2 protein-coding genes are annotated in these 2,525 nt (G+C 58.9%); both read left to right on the top strand.

Annotated features, from left to right (window positions below; translation table 11 throughout):
• Positions 1-648: IMP dehydrogenase (locus ABY948_RS12040; protein WP_461482777.1), on the top strand; the 648-nt coding region annotated here is incomplete at its 5' end.
• Between the two features lie 70 nt (positions 649-718).
• Entirely contained in the window at positions 719-2,296 is a 1,578-nt protein-coding gene (gene guaA, locus ABY948_RS12035) for a glutamine-hydrolyzing GMP synthase (RefSeq protein ID WP_461482776.1), read from the top strand.
• Positions 2,297-2,525 lie beyond the last annotated feature (229 nt).

The raw sequence follows: 2,525 nt of genomic DNA, 5'->3' as shown, positions 1-2,525 counted from the left end.
GGCGGCAACATCGCCACCGCAGAGGCCGCCCTGGCCCTGGCTGAGGCCGGTGCAGACGGCATCAAGGTGGGAATCGGCCCCGGTTCCATCTGTACTACCCGGATCGTCACCGGCATCGGCGTGCCGCAGATTTCCGCGGTTGCCAATGTGGTGGCGGCGGTGGCCAAGCATCAGATTCCGGTGATTGCCGACGGTGGCGTCCGCTTCTCCGGCGACATCGCCAAGGCCCTCGCTGCCGGTGCGCACTCGGTGATGATGGGTTCCCTGTTCGCCGGTACCGAAGAAGCCCCCGGCGAAATCGAGCTCTACCAGGGGCGCACCTATAAATCCTACCGCGGCATGGGTTCCATGGGCGCGATGGGCCAGACCAGCGGCTCCAGCGACCGCTACTTCCAGGATGCCAGTCAGGGTGTTGAAAAACTGGTGCCGGAAGGCATTGAAGGCCGGGTTCCCTATAAGGGGCCGGTGTCCGGCATTATTCACCAGATGATGGGTGGCGTGCGTTCGGCCATGGGCTATACCGGCAGCGTTGATATCGAGACACTGCGCAGTAAACCCAACTTCGTCAGGGTGACCTCTGCCGGGATGGGTGAAAGCCATGTGCACGATGTGGCCATCACCAAGGAAGCGCCCAACTATCCCCGTTAACGGGGTAATCTACCAAAATAAGCAATGAGGGCTGCACCGTGCAGCCCTTTTAAATTGGCAGTGGCAGGTTATGACAACAGATATTCATTCACACAAGATTTTGATCCTCGATTTTGGTTCCCAGTACACCCAGCTGATTGCCCGGCGCGTCAGGGAGATTGGGGTTTACTCGGAAATTCATGCCTGGGACATGAGCGAGGCGGATATCCAGGCGTTTAACCCCAAGGGTATTATCCTCGCCGGCGGCCCGGAGTCCGTTACCGCCGGGTTTTCACCCCGCGCCCCGCAGATCGTGTTTGAGATGGGGGTGCCGGTGCTGGGTATCTGCTACGGCATGCAGACCATGGCCGAGCAGTTGGGCGGTGCCGTGGAAAGCTCCAATCTGCGGGAATTCGGCTACGCCCAGATCAAGGTCCACGGCGACAGCCGGCTGCTCCAGGATGTGCTGGACCATGTGGACCACGATGGCGGTTCACTGCTGGATGTGTGGATGAGCCACGGCGACAAGGTCTCCGCCATGCCGGAGGGCTTCGAGTTGATGGCCTCGACCCCGTCCTGCGCCATTGCCGGCATGTACTGCCCGCGACGCGATTTCTACGGCCTGCAGTTCCACCCGGAGGTGACGCACACCCTGCAGGGCATGCGGATTTTTGAGCACTTCGTGCTGAATATCTGTTCCTGTGCCGCGCTCTGGACGCCGGCCCACATCATCGAGGACAGTCTTGCCAAAATCCGTACCCAGGTGGGCAATGAGCGGGTGCTGCTGGGGCTGTCCGGCGGGGTGGATTCCTCGGTGGTGGCGGCACTGTTGCACAAGGCCATCGGCGATCACCTGACCTGTGTGTTTGTGGACAACGGCTTGCTGCGCAAGGACGAGGGCGATCAGGTGATGGACATGTTCGCCAAGCACATGGGCGTCAAGGTCATCCGCGTCGATGCGGAAGAGCGCTTTCTGGCCAATCTCGCCGGGGTGGCCGATCCGGAGCAGAAGCGCAAGGTGATCGGCAAGACCTTTATCGACGTGTTTGATGAAGAGTCCAGCAAGCTGTCTGAAATCAAATGGCTGGCCCAGGGCACCATTTATCCGGATGTGATCGAGTCCGCCGCGTCCAAAACCGGCAAGGCCCACGTCATCAAGTCCCACCACAACGTCGGCGGCCTGCCGGACGACATGAAAATGGAGCTGGTGGAGCCGCTGCGGGAATTGTTCAAGGACGAAGTGCGCAAGATCGGCCTGGAACTGGGGCTGCCCTACGACATGGTGTATCGCCACCCCTTCCCGGGTCCGGGGCTGGGGGTGCGTATCCTCGGCGAGGTGAAGAAGGAATACGCCGATCTGCTGCGGGAAGCCGATGCCATCTTCATTGAGGAATTGCACCGGGCGGACTGGTACCACAAACCCAGCCAGGCCTTTGTGGTGTTCCTGCCGGTCAAGTCCGTGGGAGTGGTGGGCGACGCCCGCCGCTACGAATACGTGGTGTCCCTGCGCGCCGTGGAAACCGTCGATTTCATGACCGCCCGCTGGGCGCACCTGCCCTATGAACTGCTGGAAAAAGTCTCCAACCGCATTATCAATGAAATTGCCGGGATCTCACGGGTGGCCTACGACGTATCCAGCAAGCCGCCTGCTACCATTGAGTGGGAGTGACGTTGGCTTGTAACAAATTGAAATATAAAAATAAAATAAGGCGGTGCAATAATATAATCCGCATTATCAATGGTGTTTTTCATGGTATTCATTGCGTGTAGCAATGACGAAAGCGGCGATACCATGAGAGGCAGATTGATGCTGACATGGTATCAGAGCCCTTGAATTGCTTTAATTTGCATTTGAAGCAGCAGAAGCGCCTATTGGGCAGAGAATTGAAGTTCGGGGG

The organism is Porticoccus sp. (assembly GCF_041592135.1).
Taxonomy (GTDB): domain Bacteria; phylum Pseudomonadota; class Gammaproteobacteria; order Pseudomonadales; family Porticoccaceae; genus Porticoccus.
The sequence above is the reverse complement of the archived record's forward strand: the minus strand, read 5'-3'. Positions and strand labels throughout refer to the sequence as shown.

Excerpts from the sequence above, each read along its gene's own strand:
- guaA (WP_461482776.1), top strand. The coding sequence starts at position 719 with ATGACAACAGATATTCATTCACACAAGATTTTGATCCTCGATTTTGGT.